The following is a 16,970-nucleotide window of genomic DNA, read 5'->3' as shown; positions in this document are numbered from 1 at the left end:
AAGGGACCTGGACGGGGGGCCAGGCCTTGCCAGGCGCGCGACTACGCTGCGCCAGGTGTCGCGTTGGTTGAAAAGCGCTTCAAGGGATTTCAACAGGTGCTCCTGACTGCAATCCCGAGGCAGGCCTTGCAGCAGCCAGAGGTGGCCGGTTGCGGGAGCCAGGGCCAGGGCGCCCTGGAAATGCGCGAGACTGGACTGACCGAGACGATGCCAAGACTGCAACGAGTAATGTTCGAGGCGTGAATGCGTCAGTTGAACGCCCAGAAGTACGCGGTGTTCAGAGCATTGCACGCTGACTTCATCGTCCTGTTCAAACAGCAGCACATGCTGTTCGCGGCCAGCCAAACAGTCAGCCAGTTTTTGCTGGCAACTACTGGATACCATTGATGACGGCTTTTATCGTGTCGTGTTTGTAGCTGAGATAGCTTGAGCTTGTGGCAAAACTGGACACCAGGTTCGACTTCACCTCGATCATCTGTTCAAAAAGCCGTTGAGCCTCTTCACCGCCTTCGCTGTTATCAACATCGGCGCTGATTTGACTGAGCTGCTTTTCGGCCTGGGCCTGCTGCCGGTAGTGCCTTATGAGTAAACGGTCATCAAACGTCATCGGGGTTTCTCCTCGTTGGGGCTACCCCTGAGTGGCAGCCGATTTGTGACAAGTTCCATCCACCGATTTATTTGTTTTAAAAAACAACCCGCGCTCGCCAAGTCGTATCGTTACTTGATATTGGCCTTGGTGGAGGGCGTCACCAGGTTGTCCAGGGTATCGGTCCAATTGATGTGAAACCCACCGTCTTCTGTTTCCAGGACCAGCGATTGGGCGGCGAGCGTGCTTTCGACTCGAAGCGTCCAAGGCACACCGCAATGGCGGCTGAGCCACTGTTCGACCGGCTCGCGGTCCAGTGGATTGCACAGCAAGCTTGCCTTGATCGGCGGCAACTGGGCATCCAGCAGCTTGTTGAGCAGCGCGGTGAGGCGTTGAGCGGGTAGGGTTTCTTCCAGGAAACTTCGGATCGCTGTGTTTATGACTGACGTCGCGACCTGCTCCAGCTTTTCGTACATCGCCTGGCGTTCCGATTCCCAACGATGCAGTTGGGCGTTGGCGCGCTGCCAGAACTCATGCCCAGCGCTTTCCAGTATTTTTTCGCACTCTGCCTGTGCTTGGCAGGTGAGTGCCTGTGCGTGGGCTTCTGCCTGTTCGATCAATTGACGGGCCTGCGCATAGTCAGCCAGCATTTCTCTGGGAATCAGCGCCGTGGGCAGGTTGGGCGTGAGGGTGTGCAGCTCAATCGTGTGGGCGCAAAACATGGCGGGAGTTCTCGCGTGGGGCGTGCGGGGCATCATCGAAGGGAGCAGAGGTGGCGCGCCAGAGAGCGGCTTGCCACAGGGTGTCCAACCGGCCTTGACTATCCATCAGCTTGGGCTGCCGCTCGACTTCAAGTACCCGTGGGGGGGCAAAGCTCAAGCGCAATCGTCGCCAGATGGCGGGGGCCACCCATGCGCGCAGGTAGTGCAAAGGGTCGTCGATGTTCATCTGTGTCGGGTCGGGTGCCAGTGCCTTGGCCAGGCGCTGGCACCAGAGAAGTTGTTCCTGGTTCAAGCGGCTGTCGTTGGGCGCGTTGTAGACCTCATTGACCAACACCAAGACGAGGTCTCGTTGGGGGGCGCTGGCGAGGACCAGTTGCAGCAAGGCGGGCGAAGGGGCAGGGGGGAGCTCGGGTTCGATGTCGAACAGGAGGCTCATCCTGCCGTGATGACTGCGTGAAAGCGCCTCTGTTTGTTCAACGCCCGTATGAGTACGCCAATCCGGGTGGGCATGTTTCCAAGGCGAGGCCCACCATCGTACCCAGGCCAGATCCTCACTCATGGGCGTGATCGATTGCCGGTTTTGAGGTGGGAGCATGCATTGTCCTGCGCCGCCAGATCACCCATCCAGCGCCTGCCAGTACCAGGGCGACAAGAGGGGCGGTAACGCTGGTACGCCAGAACCCGAGGTCTTGTTCCGGCACCAGGAAGGGGCCGAGATAGGTCAGCTGTTGCTGCTCCTGATAGGCTGCCGCCGGTACGAAAACGACGGTCAGTTTTTGCGTATTGTCGATGGCCGACGTCATGCCGGGGATGCTGCTGGCCACCATCCTGCGTACCCTGGGGCGAATATTGTCGGGGTCCAGCCGAGGGTCATGCTTGATGAAAACGGAGGCGGATGCCGGTTGCACCGGTTCGCCGGGCGCCACCCGCTCCGGCAGCACTACATGGACGCGCGCAACGATGACACCGTCTATGTTCGATAAGGTCGCCTCCAGCTCCTGGGACAGCGCATAGATGTAGCGGGCGCGCTCTTCCAACGGGGTGGAGATGACACCTTCCTTGCGAAAGATATCCCCCAATGTCGAGCGGGTCACTTTAGGCAGGCCAACGGCTTCAAGCGTGCGGACCGCTCGGCTGATGTCATTTGCCCTGACACGAACGATGACTCCGTCTTTCGCCGGGACTTTCTGGGCACGGATCTGTTTGTCTGCCAACTCCGCAATGACTTCGTTGGCTTCCTGCTCGGATAATTGGCGATGAAGCTCTACGCTTTCACCGCAGCCCGCTAGCAGCAACACCGATGAAAAAAACAACGTAGTGGTTAGACGGCGGGACATACACCTACCCCATGCTGGCGACTTTATCGACGCCTTTCACGATTGCGCCGAGTACCTTGACGCCTGCCACCACGTTAACGTGCGATTCGGAAAGCGACTGGGCGAACTCATGTGCGTCCTTGGTTTTCTTGTTCAGGCTCATGTCCCGAAACCCCTTGGACACTCGTTTCGATAACGTCGCAGACTCAGCAGGCCCCAAGGTCAAGGGGAGGCCCATACCCGTGGGCGCGGTACCTTTGCCTGGCCGCTCGGAGAGGTTCAGTTGCGCGGTGAAAAAATTGCTGTCGGACGTCCCGTCGAGCGCAGCCGGCGTTTCAGCCTGAGTGATGGTGTTCCCGTTTCCCGGGCCCCCTGCGTTGTTGGTGTACATATGAACCTCCAGCGAGCGCGTCGATTGTTGCATCTGTTGGGCAGTGGAGACCTCCTCTGCCGGATGGGCAAAGGAGGTCGGTTCTTACTTAGGCGAATCTCAACGATTTTACGCGGCCCGCTTTTGCTGTAGTCAGTTCTTGCTCAGCGGTTTTTGCAGCCTCTTCGACAACTTTCTTTTCTTTGTCGGCGTTGATTCGGTCCAGTTGTGCTTGAGCGCCAGCGCTCACTCCACCGGTAGGTATTGAGGAGGACATAAGAGTTACCTTCGTATTTGTCTGGATTGAAGTGCGGACAACGCTTGTTCGTTGTCTTTAGTGTTCTGAGCAACAGTGCAGTTGCTCATTGGCTAGGTGGTCAGCGACAAGAAGAACGTTCCGATATATAAATAAGTTATTTGTTTTTAATTATTTCTTGTGAGACCGGGGTTCATGCGCTTCGCGATGGGCGATCAAGTGTTATTGCAATGTTGATGGATTCATATTCAATATGCTTTTTGTTATTGTTTGTTTCGTAGCAAGGGCGCTCCGGTGGTTTGTTGCAGCACTTTGCATTGTCAGGAGGGGCATCGTTTTGCGGGGGGCGTTTGATGTTGGTGATTAAACTCATAAAGTTGTTGATCAGGGTTAAGCACATGAAGTTTTCCTGTTGGCGTGTGAGTTAAGTCGCTCTAGAGGCTCACACGTATGTGGGAAATGCCTTCTGCTTCGTTCCAGGCACCCTACGCCAGTGATATTTCGAGTTGCTTCATCCGGTAGTAGAGCGTGCGTTTGGCAACACCGAGTTCTGCTGCAACGTTATCGACACTGCGTGCGTGACGGCGCAGCGATTCCTCTATCAAGGCTTTTTCAATTTGCTGCAACCTTGCCTTCAGGTTTATTGGCGTGCTCTGTCGATTGGCCAGCGAGGAGGAGAGCGGGGGCAGGCCCAATACGAATCGCTTGGCGGTCGAGCGCAACTCACGCACGTTGCCCAGCCACGGGTGGCACAGTAACTGTTGCAACAACGCGGGGGGCGGAGGTGTTGCGGAACACTTAAAGTAGTTGGCCTCCTGCTCGATCATGTCCATGAACAAGGGGATGATGTGTTCACGCCTGTCACGCAGGGGGGGCAGGTGGATGTTGACGACATTCAGACGGAAATACAGGTCACGTCTGAAGGTGCCTTGCTCCACCATTTCATGCAATGCGTGCTGGGCCGAGGCAATGACGCGCATATCGACCTGGATGGATCGGGTCGATCCAAGGCGCTCGACGCCACGAGATTCCAGTACCCGTAACAGCTTGGCCTGTAACGAGAGTGGCATGCTATCGATCTCATCCAGATACAAGGTGCCCAAGTGGGCGGCTTCTACAAAGCCGGCGCGGGATTGCAATGCGCCGGTATAGGCGCCGCTGTTGACCCCGAATAGTTGGCTTTCGGCAAGGGTTTCCGGGATGGCAGCACAATTGACCGCGACGAAGTTACCCTTGCGCCGCGATAAACAGTGAATGCGTTGTGCCAGGGTGTCCTTGCCAGTGCCGGTTTCTCCAAGAAGCAAAATGTCGATGTTAAGAGGGGCGGTATTGTTGATGGTGGTTTCGATGATGGGGCAGTCGGTGAAAGGTATATCAGTCATAAGTTCATACTGATTGAGGGCCGACATAGTGCGAGTGCTCCAATGCAGTTGTCGCTTTGTTGAAGTTTAAGTTGGCGGTGGGCGCTCGCAAGTAAACCGGAAAACAGCTGCATTGTCATCGTGTTTTCGAACTGAGTTAGCCTTTTTGGAATGTGAGATGTAGAAGATTTTTAATGTGCGAATTCTATTTGGAGCCGGCGGGAATTGTGGTGTAAGAAAAGTCTTAAATATGCTTTGAATGGTTTTAAAGTATGCATTTTTTTGAGGGCGGGCTGGAAATTGGCCACTGACGATATCTTTGTTAAAGATGCAGGGGAAGGCCGGGATGACAAATAGAACGCCCACAAAAAAGCCGATGCAGTGCATCGGCTTTTTATTGAAGCGGTAACGCTTACACGTTGAAACGGAAGTGCATTACATCGCCATCTTTAACGATGTATTCCTTACCTTCCAAACGCCACTTACCGGCTTCCTTGGCACCGGCTTCCCCCTTGAACTGGATGAAGTCGTTGTAGGCAATCACTTCGGCGCGGATAAAGCCCTTTTCGAAGTCGGTGTGGATCACGCCGGCAGCCTGTGGTGCGGTAGCACCCACTTTGACGGTCCAGGCGCGGACTTCTTCGACACCGGCAGTGAAGTAGGTCTGCAGGTTGAGCATTTCGTAACCGGCACGGATCACGCGGTTGAGGCCAGGCTCTTCCAGGCCCAGGGCCTCGAGGAACATGTCCTTCTCTTCGCCGTCATCGAGCTCGGCGATTTCCGCTTCGATCTTGTTGCATACCGGCACCACGATCGCGCCTTCTTCGTCGGCAATGGCCTTGACCACGTCGAGCAGCGGGTTGTTTTCGAAGCCATCTTCGGCGACGTTGGCGATGTACATCACCGGCTTGGTGGTCAGCAGGTGGAAGCCCTTGACCACGGCCTTCTCGTCAGCGCCCATGCTCTTCATCAAGCTGCGTGCCGGCTTGCCCAGGGTGAAGTGTGCGATCAGCTGCTCCAGCAGGCCTTTCTGGACCACTGCGTCCTTGTCGCCACCCTTGGCGTTGCGCGCGACTTTCTGCAATTGCTTCTCGCAGCTGTCGAGGTCGGCGAAGATCAGTTCCAGGTCGATGATCTCGATGTCGCGTTTCGGGTCGACGCTGTTGGAGACGTGAATCACGTTCTCGTCTTCAAAGCAGCGGACCACGTGGGCGATGGCATCGGTTTCACGGATGTTGGCCAGGAACTTGTTACCCAGGCCTTCACCTTTCGACGCACCGGCCACCAGGCCGGCGATGTCGACGAATTCCATGGTGGTCGGCAGGATGCGCTTGGGATTGACGATGAGCGCCAGTGCTTCCAGGCGCGGATCGGGCATCGGTACGATACCGCTGTTGGGTTCGATGGTGCAGAAGGGGAAGTTCTCCGCCGCAATACCGGACTTGGTCAAAGCGTTGAACAAGGTGGATTTGCCGACGTTGGGCAGGCCGACGATGCCGCAATTGAATCCCATGGTGTTTCCCCTCGGTAAGAGTCAGGCCTTCTGGCTGTGCAGGTTTTTCATCGCGCGGTTCCATTCACCGGCGAAGATATCCGGCAGCACGCCGAGGGCAAAATCGATGCTGGCATCGAGTTTTTCCTGTTCGGCGCGTGGCGCACGACCCAGGACGAAATTTGAAACCATACTGGCAACGCCTGGGTGGCCAATGCCGAGCCGCAGACGGTAAAAATTATTCTGATTGCCCAACTGCGCGATGATGTCGCGCAGGCCATTGTGCCCGCCATGCCCGCCGCCCAGTTTGAGTTTGGCAACGCCGGGTGGCAGGTCCAGTTCGTCATGGGCCACCAGGATTTCCTCGGGTTTGATCCGGAAGAAGCCCGCAAGCGCCGCGACAGCCTGGCCGCTGCGGTTCATGTAGGTGGTGGGAATCAGCAGACGAACATCCTGACCCTGATGCGAGAAGCGTCCGGTCAGGCCGAAATATTTGCGATCGGCCACCAGGTTTACACCTTGGGCGTGGGCGATACGCTCAACAAAAAGGGCCCCCGCGTTATGCCGGGTCTGTTCGTATTCGGCGCCTGGATTTCCCAGGCCAACGATCAGTTTAATGGCAGTCACGACAGGGGCCCTTCCTTTGGAGTTGTGGATAACATCGCCGCAACCGGTGTGCGGCGAAAGTGGACAACAAAAGATCATTTACTCAAGAGTAAACGCCGCGTTATCGCCCGCTTTCTCGCTACGTTTCGGTCCGCGATGTTTCCTCAAGCTCCGGCAATACAGAGTGAATTACTCTGCAGCGCCTTCTTCAGCTTCTGGTGCAACGCGTGGAGCGTGAACGTTTGCAACAGCTTTGTCATCACCGTGAGCCAGTGCAACAAACTCAACGCCTTTAGGGGCTTTGAGGTCGGACAGGTGAATGATGTCGCCGATTTCCAGAGCCGACAGGTCGACTTCGATGAACTCAGGCAGGTCTTTCGGCAGGCAGGTCACTTCGATCTCGGCAACAACGTGCGAAACTTCGCCGCCTTTCTTGACCGGAGCGTCTTCACCAACAAAGTGTACAGGCACGATAGCGGTCAGTTTCTGGCCGGCTACGACGCGTACGAAGTCAGCGTGCAGCACGTGACCTTTAGCTGGGTGACGTTGCAGGGCCTTGATGATGACGTTCTGCTTGGTGCCACCAACGTTCAGCTCGATAATGTGGCTGTAGGCCGCATCGTTTTCCAGCAGTTTGGCAATTTCTTTGGCCAGCATGCTGATGGACTCAGGGGCTTTTTCGCCACCGTAGACGACAGCTGGAACCAGGCTTGCGAGACGACGCAGGCGGCGGCTCGCACCTTTCCCCAGGTCGGAACGCACTTCAGCATTCAGGGTAAAATCGTTCATGTTGTATCTCCAAAATAACCACATTCGCCCCAGCGTTTGCGACCAGCGCTAAAGGCGATATGGGCAAAAAAGCCCCGCCCCAACAGTATGCTGGGGCGGGGCGCTTTTCGTCAGTGAGGTGTTCCGTTGGTTTGACCCTTAACGGAACATCGCGCTGATCGATTCTTCGTTGCTGATACGGCGAACCGCCTCGGCAACTACCGGTGCGATATCCAGTTGACGGATACGCGAACAGGCTTGAGCAGCTGCGGACAACGGGATGGTGTTGGTCACCACCAGTTCGTCCAGCATTGAGTTTTCGATGTTCTCGATCGCTCGGCCCGACAGCACAGGGTGTGTGCAGTAGGCGAAGACTTTAGCCGCACCGTGCTCTTTCAAGGCTTTGGCCGCGTGGCACAGGGTGCCGGCGGTGTCGACCATGTCATCGACCAGAATACAGGTACGCCCTTCGACATCACCGATGATATGCATCACTTCAGAGTGATTGGCTTTCTCGCGGCGTTTGTCGATGATCCCGAGGTCCACGCCCAGGGATTTGGCAACAGCCCGTGCACGCACGACGCCACCAATGTCCGGGGACACGATCATCAGGTTTTCAAAGCGCTGGTCTTCGATGTCATCCACCAATACTGGGGAGCCGTAGATGTTATCTACCGGGATATCGAAGAACCCCTGGATTTGGTCAGCGTGCAGGTCAACCGTGAGGACACGGTCGATACCTACCACGGTGAGCATGTCAGCCACGACTTTCGCGCTGATAGCCACACGTGCGGAACGCGGACGGCGATCCTGACGGGCATAACCAAAGTAAGGGATTACAGCTGTGATTCGAGTCGCTGAGGAGCGGCGGAAGGCATCAGCCATCACGACGAGTTCCATCAGGTTATCGTTGGTCGGAGCGCAAGTCGGCTGAATAATGAAGACGTCTTTACCGCGAACGTTTTCATTGATCTCGGCGGTAATTTCGCCGTCGGAAAACTTGCCGACAGAGATGTCACCGAGAGGGATATGCAGCTGACGTACGACACGTCGAGCCAGATCGGGGTTGGCGTTCCCCGTAAAGACCATCATCTTGGACACGCGCAGTACCTAGAGGCTGAGGGTAACCTGGATGAGTATAGGAAAATGGCAGGGGCGGCTGGATTCGAACCAACGCATGGCAGGATCAAAACCTGCTGCCTTACCGCTTGGCGACGCCCCTGTATCTGTTGCAACGAGTACCCAGTACTCGATTCCTTTTAGAGCAGACTTTGCAGCTTGCGATGCAACATCGAAACGTTGCTTCCCTTTGCTACAAACCCTGTAAGGGTCTCTGTAAGAAGGGCCGAGACTTTATCAGCTTCAGCTTTGCTTGGGAAGCCCCCAAACACACAACTTCCAGTGCCGGTTAATTTTGCTTCGGTAAATTTACCTAACAAATTCAAAGCGTTACGTACCTCTGGATAACGCCTTGCTACAACCGGTAAGCAGTCATTTCGACTGTTTCCCTTGGGAACGGGGCGCACTTTAATGGGAGGAGAGTTACGTGTCAACAGTGGATCTGAAAAAATTTCTGCTGTACTTACAGATACTTGCGGGACAAGCACGACGTACCACGGCTCTTCGGGGTATTCGGGGGTGAGTTTCTCCCCCACGCCCTCGGCAAAAGCGGCGTGCCCGCGCACGAAAACCGGGACGTCGGCGCCCAGTGTCAGGCCCAGCGCAGCGAGGCGATCGAGGTCCCAGCCCAGCTGCCACAAGTGATTCAAACCCAGCAGTGTGGTCGCCGCATTCGAGCTGCCGCCACCGATGCCGCCACCCATGGGCAGGATCTTGTCGATCCAGATATCGATGCCGAGGGCGCATCCAGATTGTTCCTGAAGTTTTTTCGCCGCCTTCACGATCAGGTTGCTGTCGTGAGGCACGCCTTCGAATTCGGTATGCAGATGAATCACGCCGTCGTCGCGCAAGGCGAAGGTCAGTTCGTCGCCGTAGTCGAGAAATTGAAACAGCGTCTGCAACTCGTGATAGCCATCTTCACGGCGACCGAGGATGTGCAGCATCAGGTTGAGTTTGGCCGGGGAGGGCAGGGTCAGTTTCTGTGCTGTCACGTTATTGCCCCAGTTTGCGCGGTTGCCAGTCCTTGATCACCAGCGTGACGTCAAGGTCGGGGCCGTGCAGCTTGATGCGCTCGGGCAGCCAGTAGCCGTTTTGTTGCACGTAGCTCAAATATTCGACGTGCCAGCCATCCTGTTCCAGGGTGCCCAGGCGGCTGTCGCCATCAAGGCTCAGGCGGCTCTTGCTGTCAGGTGCCGGCAAGCCGCGTACCCACCACACCAAGTGCGAGACGGGCAGCTTCCAACCGATCTGTTGTTCCAGCAGATCTTCCGGCGAAGTCGCTTCATAACGGCCCTGGTTGGCCACTTCGAGGCTGACCTGCCCCGGTCGACCCGTCAGGCGGGCCGCGCCACGCCCCAGCGGGCCGGATAGGCGAATGTCGTAGTAGTCCTGGCGTTGCAGCCAGAACAGGGTACCGCTGCCCGAATCTTTCGGTGCCCGCACCCCGACCTTGCCTTCGATCTGCCAGCCATCGATGCTGCTGAGCTGATCCTTGTGTTGCTTCCATTGTGCCGGGTTGCCCTGGCCCTCAACGGATTCACGGGCGCCGAAGCCTGCGCAACCGGCGAGCAGGGCGATGAAGCTGAAAACGATAACGTGGCGCAAGAACATAAGCTTAAAGGGTCTCGGATCCGGTCAGGCGTTTGATGGTGCCGCGCAGAATGGCGCTTTCGGGTTGTTCCTTGAGGAACTTTGCCCAGATTTGTCGAGCTTCGCGCTGCTTGCCATTGGCCCACAGCACTTCACCCAGGTGTGCGGCGACTTCCTGGTCGGGGAAGCGTTCCAGTGCCTGGCGCAGCAGGCGCTCGGCTTCGTCCAGATTGCCCAGGCGGTAGTTCACCCAGCCCAGGCTGTCGAGCACGGCCGGGTCTTCCGGGTTCAGCTTGTGGGCTTGTTCGATCAGCACCTTGGCTTCGGCGTAGCGTGTGGTGCGGTCGGACAAGGTGTAGCCCAGGGCGTTCAGGGCCATGGCGTTGTCCGGGTCGCGCTTGATGATCAGGCGCAGGTCTTTTTCCATCTGCGCCAGGTCATCGCGTTTTTCCGCCTGCATGGCGCGCGTGTACAGCAGGTTCAGGTCGTCCGGGTATTGCAGCAAGGCTTGTTGCAACACCTTCCAGGCGCGCTCGCCCTGATTGTTGGCCGACAGTGTCTCGGCCTGGATCAGGTACAGCTGGATCGCGTAGTCCGGTTCGGCCTCGCGGGCAGCCGCGAGGCGTTTTTCCGCCTCATCCGCGCGCCCGTTGCTCATCAGGATATCGGCCTGGCGCAATTGCGCGGGCAGGTAATCGTTGCCGGGGCCGACCTGGGCGTATTCGAGCAAGGCGGCCTGCGGGTCGTTGCGCTCTTCAGCGATGCGGCCCAGGTTCAGGTGCGCCGAGTCCACATGGCTTTCGCGGGCAATCAGGTCTTCCAGGTAGCCCTTGGCCTCATCCCAGGCCTTGGCTTCCAGGCACACCAGTGCCAGGGAATAGCGCAGTTCGTCGTCGTCCGGGTATTGCTGGACCAGGTTGGCGAACTGCACCTTGGCGTCCTCCATACGGTCCTGCTCGACCAGCGTGCGCGCGTAAGTCAGGCGCAGGCGTTTGTCTTCCGGGTACTTCTTGATGCTTTTTTCCAGCAGCGGAATCGCTTCCTTGCCGCGATTGAGGTTCTGCAGCAAACGTGCGCGCAGCAGGATCGGGGCGATCTCGCCGTCTTCCGGCGGGTTCTTCTCCAGCAGTGTCAGGGCTGCTTCGGGCTCGTCGTCCTGTTGCAGCAGCAAGGCTTTGCCGAACACCAGTTGGCTGTTCTTCGGGTGTTTTTGCAGCAGGCGGTCGAAACTCTTCATCAACCCGTTGCGCGTGTCCTGATCGGTGTCGGCCGCCGACAGCGCCAGGAAGTCGAAATGGGTGTCGCCCTTGCCCTGCAAGACTTTTTCCATATAGACCATGGAATCGTCATAGCGCCCGGCGCGCGCCAATTGAATGGCCGCCGCCCGCTGGGCTTCCAGGTCGTCCGGTGCGTTTTTCGCCCAGATCAGTGAAGTGTCCAGCGCCGCCTGGTCTGCCCCCAGGTACTCGGCGATGCGAAACGCGCGCTCAGAGATCCCTGGGTCCTGGGTGTTGATGGCCTGGGTCACGTAGTTATCCAGTGCAATATCGAAACGATTGCGCTGGCCGGCCAGTTCTGCGGTCAGCAGGCTGTACACCGTTTCTTCACTGAACGAGGAATAAACCTTGGGCTTTTCAGGGGCGGGGGTGCTGTCCTCCACCGGCGGTGTACCGTCCGGCGACACGGGTGCCATGGCCTGGCAGCCGCTGAGGAAGACAAAAGCAAGGAGCAACGCGGAGGATCTATTCATATAGGAAGAGGACGACTAACCTGCGGTCGGATCATCATGACACAAGCCTTCGGCCAAACATAACCGGGGCGCTCTTAATGCGTGTATTGCTGTCCCTGTAGGAGCGGCCTCGCTCCCGCGGTGACGTATTTATAGGCACAAGGTATAGGGACAATAGACGACGGTGGTTGTTCTGAATCTTTCGAAGTAGGACAATTGCCGGCTTCCCGACATCATCAGCGATATTGAATGGCCTTCCTCGCACTCGGTATTAACCACAAGACTGCCTCTGTAGACGTGCGCGAGCGCGTGGCGTTTACGCCAGAGCAGCTGGTTGAGGCGTTGCAGCAGCTCTGCCGTCTCACCGACAGCCGCGAAGCTGCGATCCTTTCGACCTGCAATCGCAGTGAGCTTTATATAGAGCAGGAACATCTCAGCGCGGATGTCGTGCTGCGTTGGCTGGCCGATTACCACCATTTGGACTTCAATGACCTGCGCGCCAGCGCGTATGTGCATGAAGACGATGCGGCAGTTCGTCACATGATGCGCGTCGCTTCCGGCCTCGATTCGCTGGTGTTGGGCGAGCCGCAGATCCTCGGCCAGATGAAATCCGCCTACGCCGTGGCCCGTGAGGCCGGCACCGTGGGGCCGTTGTTGGGGCGCCTGTTCCAGGCCACCTTCAATTCCGCCAAGCAGGTGCGCACCGACACCGCCATCGGTGAAAACCCGGTGTCCGTGGCTTTTGCCGCCGTCAGCCTGGCCAAACAGATTTTCAGCGACTTGCAGCGCAGCCAGGCCCTGCTGATTGGCGCCGGCGAGACCATCACCCTGGTCGCCCGCCATCTGCACGACCTGGGTGTAAAGCGTATCGTGGTCGCCAACCGCACCCTGGAGCGCGCGAGCATCCTCGCCGAGCAGTTTGGCGCCCATGCCGTGTTGTTGTCGGATATCCCGGCCGAGCTGGTGCGCAGTGATATCGTCATCAGCTCCACCGCCAGCCAATTGCCGATCCTCGGCAAAGGCGCGGTCGAGAGCGCGTTGAAGCTGCGCAAGCACAAGCCGATCTTCATGGTGGATATCGCCGTGCCCCGGGATATCGAACCCGAAGTCGGCGAGTTGGACGACGTTTACCTCTACAGCGTTGACGACCTGCACGAAGTGGTTGCCGAAAACCTCAAGAGTCGCCAGGGCGCTGCCCAGGCGGCCGAGGAAATGGTCAGCGTCGGCGCCGAAGACTTCATGGTGCGCCTGCGTGAACTGGCGGCGGTGGATGTGCTCAAGGCGTATCGTCAGCAAGGCGAGCGCCTGCGTGATGAAGAATTGACCAAGGCCCAGCGTTTATTGGCCAATGGCAGCAGCGCCGAAGACGTGCTGATGCAACTGGCCCGTGGCCTGACCAACAAGCTGCTCCACGCGCCGAGCGTACAGCTTAAGAAATTGACTGCCGAAGGCCGCCTCGATGCGCTGGCCATGGCCCAGGAACTCTTTGCCCTCGGTGAGGGCGCGTCAGATAGCTCTTCGGATAAAAAACCGCAATGAAAGCGTCACTGCTCAATAAACTGGACGTGCTCCAGGACCGTTTCGAAGAACTGACCGCCTTGCTCGGCGATGGCGAGGTCATCTCCGATCAGACCAAGTTCCGCACCTATTCCAAGGAATACGCGGAAGTTGAGCCCATTGTGGCTACCTATAAAAACCTGCTGAAAGTGCAGGCCGACCTCGAAGGCGCCCAGGCGCTGCTCAAGGACAGCGACCCGGACATGCGCGAAATGGCCGTGGAAGAAGTCCGTGAAGCCAAGGAAAAACTCGCCGAGCTGGAAGGCAACCTGCAACGCATGCTGCTGCCCAAGGACCCTAACGACGGGCGTAACGTGTTCCTGGAAATCCGCGCCGGCACCGGTGGTGACGAAGCGGCGATCTTCTCCGGCGACCTGTTTCGCATGTATTCGCGCTACGCCGAGCGTCGCGGCTGGCGCGTCGAGATCCTCTCCGAGAACGAAGGCGAGCACGGCGGCTATAAAGAAGTCATCGCCCGGGTCGAAGGCGACAACGTTTACGGCAAGCTCAAGTTCGAATCCGGTGCGCACCGTGTGCAGCGGGTTCCAGCGACTGAATCCCAAGGCCGTATCCACACGTCGGCGTGCACCGTCGCTGTGTTGCCAGAGCCGGACGAACAGGAAGCCATCGAGATCAACCCAGCCGACCTGCGGGTCGACACCTACCGCTCGTCGGGTGCCGGCGGCCAGCACGTGAACAAGACCGACTCGGCGATCCGTATCACCCACTTGCCGTCGGGCATCGTGGTGGAGTGCCAGGAAGAGCGTTCCCAGCACAAGAACCGTGCGCGGGCCATGTCCTGGCTGTCAGCCAAGCTCAATGACCAGCAGACCAGCGCCGCTGCCAACGCGATTGCCAGCGAGCGCAAGTTGCTGGTGGGGTCGGGGGACCGTTCCGAGCGTATCCGCACCTATAACTTTGCCCAGGGCCGGGTGACCGACCACCGGGTCAACCTCACGCTTTACTCGCTGGATGAAATCCTCGCCGGTGGTGTCGACGCGGTGATCGAGCCGTTGCTTGCCGAATTCCAGGCCGACCAGTTGGCGGCCATAGGTGAATAAATGACCATCATTGCCAGCCTCCTGCGTGCCGCAGAACTGCCCGACTCGCCCACCGCGCGCCTGGATGTGGAACTGTTGCTGTCGGCTGCCCTGGGTAAGCCGCGCAGTTATTTGCATACCTGGCCGGAGAAGATCGTCAGCAGCGAGCACGCATTGATCTTTGCCGACTACCTGCGGCGTCGCCGCGCCGGTGAACCGGTGGCCTATATCCTCGGCCAGCAAGGCTTCTGGAAACTCGACCTGGAGGTTGCGCCTCATACCCTGATCCCGCGCCCGGAGACCGAGCTGCTGGTGGAGGCCGCCCTGGAGCTGCTGCCGGCGAGCCCTGCCAAGGTTCTCGACCTGGGCACCGGCAGCGGGGCCATCGCCCTGGCCCTGGCCAGCGAGCGCCCAGCCTGGGACGTCACCGCCGTTGACCGCGTGCTCGAAGCGGTGGCCCTGGCCGAGCGCAATCGCCAGCGCCTGCAGCTGACGAACGCTACGGTACTGAACAGCCATTGGTTCAGCGCCCTGCAAGGCCATACCTACGACTTGATCATCAGCAACCCGCCGTATATCGCCGACAACGACCCGCACCTGGTCGCGGGTGATGTGCGCTTCGAGCCCGCCAGTGCCTTGGTCGCGGGCCATGATGGCCTGGACGACCTGCGCCTGATCATCACCCAAGCCCCGGCCCACCTGGCGGCGGGTGGTTGGCTGTTGCTCGAACACGGCTACGATCAGGCCCCGGCCGTACGTGACCTGTTGTTGGGCGAGGGATTTGAGGATGTCCACAGTCGTGTCGACCTCGGTGGCCACGAACGTATCAGCCTGGGACGCCGTCCATGCTGAGCGATCAGGAGCTGTTGCGCTATAGCCGACAGATTCTGTTGCAGGCTGTCGACATCGACGGTCAGTTGCGTCTGAAAAACAGCCGCGCGCTTATCGTTGGCCTCGGTGGTCTCGGCGCTCCGGTTGCGCTGTACCTGGCCGCTGCCGGTGTGGGTGAACTGCATCTGGCGGACTTTGACACGGTCGACCTGACCAACCTGCAACGCCAGATCATCCATGACACCGACAGCGTTGGCTTGAGCAAGGTCGACTCGGCCATGCGCCGCCTGACGGCGATCAACCCTGAAGTCACATTGCTGGCCCATCGCACCGCGCTGGATGCCGATTCTCTGTCGGCGGCGGTGACGGGTGTGGATGTGGTGCTCGATTGCAGCGATAACTTTTCCACCCGTGAAGCGGTCAACGCTGCGTGCGTCGCCGCCGGCAAGCCACTGGTCAGCGGGGCGGCGATTCGCCTTGAGGGGCAATTGTCGGTGTTCGACCCGCGCCGCGCCGAGAGCCCCTGCTACCACTGTTTATATGGGCACGGCAGCGACACTGAATTGACCTGCAGCGAGGCCGGCGTGGTTGGCCCGCTGGTGGGCCTGGTCGGCAGCCTGCAGGCCCTGGAAGCCTTGAAACTGCTGGCCGGGTTCGGCGAGCCGCTGGTGGGGCGCCTGTTACTGATCGATGCCTTGACCACGCGGTTCCGTGAGTTACGCGTCAAGCGCGACCCCGGTTGCAGCGTCTGTGGGACGCAGCATGGTTAAGGACGCGCCAATTGGTGTGTTCGACTCCGGCATCGGCGGGTTGACGGTGCTGGAGGAGATTCAGCAGCTATTGCCCCATGAGTCGCTGCTGTACGTGGCCGACTGTGGGTACATCCCCTACGGTGAGAAAAGCCCGGCTTTCATTCTTGAGCGTTCCCGGCAAGTGGCGGGTTTTTTCCGTGAGCAGGGCGCCAAGGCGTTCGTGATTGCCTGTAATACCGCCACCGTTGCCGCTGTCGCCGATTTACGCCTGGATTACCCCGACTGGCCGCTGGTGGGCATGGAGCCCGCCGTCAAACCCGCCGCTGCCGCCACTCGCAGTGGGGTGGTCGGCGTGCTGGCCACGACCGGTACCCTGCAAAGCGCCAAGTTCGCGGCCTTGCTCGACCGGTTCGCCACCGATGTGCGGGTGATCACCCAGCCTTGCCCGGGCCTGGTTGAACTGATTGAAAGCGGTGACTTGAGCAGCCCGGCCCTGCGTCAGCTGTTGCAGGTCTACATCGACCCGCTGCTCAGTGCCGGCTGTGACACCATCATCCTGGGCTGCACCCATTACCCCTTCCTCAAGCCGCTCCTGGCGCAGATGCTTCCCGCGAGCATCATCCTCATCGACACCGGTGCTGCCGTCGCGCGCCAACTCAAGCGCCTGCTCGGCGAGCGCGACCTGCTGGCCACTGATCCGGCGCAGCCGGCACAGTTCTGGACCAGTGGTGATGTGTATCACCTCAGAAATATCCTACCAACACTTTGGAAACATCCTGGAGTTGTGCGAAGCTTCGGTTCGTGAAAATTTCGTTAAAAATCGCGATTAGAAGCTGAACTTCTGGCTACGCGTCAGCTTCTATTGCCCGTTAGTC

Annotated in this window: 20 protein-coding genes and 1 tRNA gene; 6 read left to right on the top strand and 15 right to left on the bottom strand. The window is 58.7% G+C overall.

Annotated features, from left to right (window positions below; translation table 11 throughout):
* The first annotated feature begins 243 nt into the window (after nt 1–243).
* Complete coding sequence (locus QU606_RS13575; RefSeq protein ID WP_024073286.1) at nt 244–387, top strand: hypothetical protein; 144 nt, start codon at nt 244–246, stop codon at nt 385–387.
* Here the strand turns inward: QU606_RS13575 and QU606_RS13570 are convergent.
* The 15 genes from QU606_RS13570 to QU606_RS13500 form a co-directional block, all read right to left on the bottom strand.
* Nucleotides 371–607, bottom strand: a complete 237-nt coding sequence (locus QU606_RS13570; RefSeq protein ID WP_024073287.1) for a hypothetical protein — start codon at nt 605–607, stop codon at nt 371–373. The two genes, QU606_RS13575 and QU606_RS13570, sit on opposite strands and share 17 nt — an antisense overlap.
* 110 nt (nt 608–717) lie before the next feature.
* A complete protein-coding gene (gene sctL, locus QU606_RS13565) occupies nt 718–1,308 on the bottom strand; it encodes a type III secretion system stator protein SctL (protein WP_069075219.1) in 591 nt (196 codons plus the stop codon).
* On the bottom strand, nt 1,286–1,867 hold the full coding sequence (locus QU606_RS13560) for a hypothetical protein (protein ID WP_041160835.1): 582 nt from the start codon (nt 1,865–1,867) through the stop codon (nt 1,286–1,288). Before QU606_RS13560 ends, sctL begins: the two co-directional genes overlap by 23 nt.
* Entirely contained in the window at nt 1,860–2,645 is a 786-nt protein-coding gene (sctJ, locus tag QU606_RS13555; RefSeq protein WP_024073290.1) for a type III secretion system inner membrane ring lipoprotein SctJ, read from the bottom strand. Before sctJ ends, QU606_RS13560 begins: the two co-directional genes overlap by 8 nt.
* 4 nt (nt 2,646–2,649) lie before the next feature.
* Complete coding sequence (locus QU606_RS13550; protein WP_024073291.1) at nt 2,650–3,015, bottom strand: hypothetical protein; 366 nt, start codon at nt 3,013–3,015, stop codon at nt 2,650–2,652.
* Nucleotides 3,016–3,103: 88 nt separating this feature from the next.
* Nucleotides 3,104–3,271 (bottom strand): hypothetical protein, encoded by a 168-nt coding sequence (locus QU606_RS13545; RefSeq protein ID WP_024073292.1) that lies wholly within the window; start codon nt 3,269–3,271, stop codon nt 3,104–3,106.
* Nucleotides 3,272–3,735: 464 nt separating this feature from the next.
* A complete protein-coding gene (locus tag QU606_RS13540; protein WP_024073293.1) occupies nt 3,736–4,659 on the bottom strand; it encodes a sigma-54-dependent Fis family transcriptional regulator in 924 nt (307 codons plus the stop codon).
* Between the two features lie 364 nt (nt 4,660–5,023).
* Nucleotides 5,024–6,124 carry a redox-regulated ATPase YchF gene (gene ychF / locus QU606_RS13535; protein WP_024073294.1) on the bottom strand — a complete coding sequence of 367 codons (1,101 nt, stop codon included), beginning with the start codon at nt 6,122–6,124 and terminating at the stop codon, nt 5,024–5,026.
* A 21-nt stretch (nt 6,125–6,145) separates the two neighbouring features.
* Nucleotides 6,146–6,730: an aminoacyl-tRNA hydrolase gene (gene pth, locus QU606_RS13530; protein WP_010213318.1), complete on the bottom strand. Its 585-nt coding sequence runs from the start codon at nt 6,728–6,730 to the stop codon at nt 6,146–6,148.
* A 168-nt stretch (nt 6,731–6,898) separates the two neighbouring features.
* Nucleotides 6,899–7,498, bottom strand: a complete 600-nt coding sequence (locus QU606_RS13525) for a 50S ribosomal protein L25/general stress protein Ctc (protein ID WP_024073295.1) — start codon at nt 7,496–7,498, stop codon at nt 6,899–6,901.
* 138 nt (nt 7,499–7,636) lie between these two features.
* Nucleotides 7,637–8,578 (bottom strand): ribose-phosphate pyrophosphokinase, encoded by a 942-nt coding sequence (locus QU606_RS13520; RefSeq protein WP_003208392.1) that lies wholly within the window; start codon nt 8,576–8,578, stop codon nt 7,637–7,639.
* Between the two features lie 46 nt (nt 8,579–8,624).
* Nucleotides 8,625–8,699: transfer RNA gene (locus QU606_RS13515), tRNA-Gln, on the bottom strand.
* Nucleotides 8,700–8,736: 37 nt separating this feature from the next.
* On the bottom strand, nt 8,737–9,540 hold the full coding sequence (ispE, locus tag QU606_RS13510; RefSeq protein WP_206379620.1) for a 4-(cytidine 5'-diphospho)-2-C-methyl-D-erythritol kinase: 804 nt from the start codon (nt 9,538–9,540) through the stop codon (nt 8,737–8,739).
* 49 nt (nt 9,541–9,589) lie between these two features.
* On the bottom strand, nt 9,590–10,207 hold the full coding sequence (lolB, locus tag QU606_RS13505; protein ID WP_024073297.1) for a lipoprotein insertase outer membrane protein LolB: 618 nt from the start codon (nt 10,205–10,207) through the stop codon (nt 9,590–9,592).
* 4 nt (nt 10,208–10,211) lie between these two features.
* Nucleotides 10,212–11,936 (bottom strand): tetratricopeptide repeat protein, encoded by a 1,725-nt coding sequence (locus QU606_RS13500; RefSeq protein WP_024073298.1) that lies wholly within the window; start codon nt 11,934–11,936, stop codon nt 10,212–10,214.
* 228 nt (nt 11,937–12,164) lie between these two features.
* Between QU606_RS13500 and hemA the strand changes: the two genes are divergently transcribed.
* Genes hemA through murI form a run of 5 tightly spaced genes read left to right on the top strand, consistent with a single transcriptional unit; the run spans nt 12,165 to nt 16,900 of the window.
* Complete coding sequence (gene hemA / locus QU606_RS13495) at nt 12,165–13,454, top strand: glutamyl-tRNA reductase (protein WP_024073299.1); 1,290 nt, start codon at nt 12,165–12,167, stop codon at nt 13,452–13,454.
* Nucleotides 13,451–14,533, top strand: coding sequence for a peptide chain release factor 1 (gene prfA / locus QU606_RS13490; protein WP_024073300.1), 1,083 nt, complete (start codon nt 13,451–13,453; stop codon nt 14,531–14,533). The genes hemA and prfA overlap by 4 nt, the downstream gene beginning before the upstream one ends.
* Nucleotides 14,534–15,364, top strand: coding sequence for a peptide chain release factor N(5)-glutamine methyltransferase (prmC, locus tag QU606_RS13485; RefSeq protein WP_102624911.1), 831 nt, complete (start codon nt 14,534–14,536; stop codon nt 15,362–15,364).
* Nucleotides 15,358–16,113, top strand: coding sequence for a molybdopterin-synthase adenylyltransferase MoeB (locus QU606_RS13480; protein WP_024073302.1), 756 nt, complete (start codon nt 15,358–15,360; stop codon nt 16,111–16,113). The genes prmC and QU606_RS13480 overlap by 7 nt, the downstream gene beginning before the upstream one ends.
* The gene (gene murI, locus QU606_RS13475) at nt 16,106–16,900 is read left to right on the top strand and encodes a glutamate racemase (RefSeq protein ID WP_024073303.1); all 795 of its coding nucleotides are present in this window, start codon (nt 16,106–16,108) and stop codon (nt 16,898–16,900) included. Before QU606_RS13480 ends, murI begins: the two co-directional genes overlap by 8 nt.
* The last annotated feature ends 70 nt before the right edge of the window (nt 16,901–16,970 follow it).

The sequence above is a fragment of the Pseudomonas sp. OVF7 genome (assembly GCF_030644265.1).
Lineage (GTDB): Bacteria > Pseudomonadota > Gammaproteobacteria > Pseudomonadales > Pseudomonadaceae > Aquipseudomonas > Aquipseudomonas gorinensis.
The sequence above is the reverse complement of the archived record's forward strand: the minus strand, read 5'-3'. Positions and strand labels throughout refer to the sequence as shown.